This window comes from Halorubrum sp. SS7, assembly GCF_005435055.1.
Classification (GTDB): Archaea; Halobacteriota; Halobacteria; order Halobacteriales; family Haloferacaceae; genus Halorubrum; species Halorubrum salinarum.
This window is the reverse complement of the sequence record NZ_SGXV01000773.1, coordinates 1-213: the sequence shown is the minus strand read 5'-3', so window position 1 is coordinate 213 and position 213 is coordinate 1. Positions and strand designations below refer to the sequence as shown.

The 213-nt window shown below is 70.9% G+C and carries 1 pseudogene; it reads right to left on the bottom strand.

Features of this window, described 5'->3' with window-relative positions:
* Positions 1 to 213: pseudogene (locus tag EXE44_RS19885) on the bottom strand (DoxX family protein); the annotation flags it as partial.

Genomic DNA, 213 nt, shown 5'->3' with positions numbered 1-213 from the left:
GAGGAAGAAGACGACGAGCGCGCCCGCGGCCGCCCGCGGGAGGCGCCAGAGGACGATCCCGAGGTCGGCGACCAGCAGCATCCCGGTGACGAACGGGACGAGGACGTCCGGCATCGGGACGCCCTTCTCCTCGGCGACCGAGACCCGCTTGTCGTTGTTCTTGAAGCCGTCGACGGCCATGTACGCGAGGACGCCGCCGTACAGCGAGCGGCC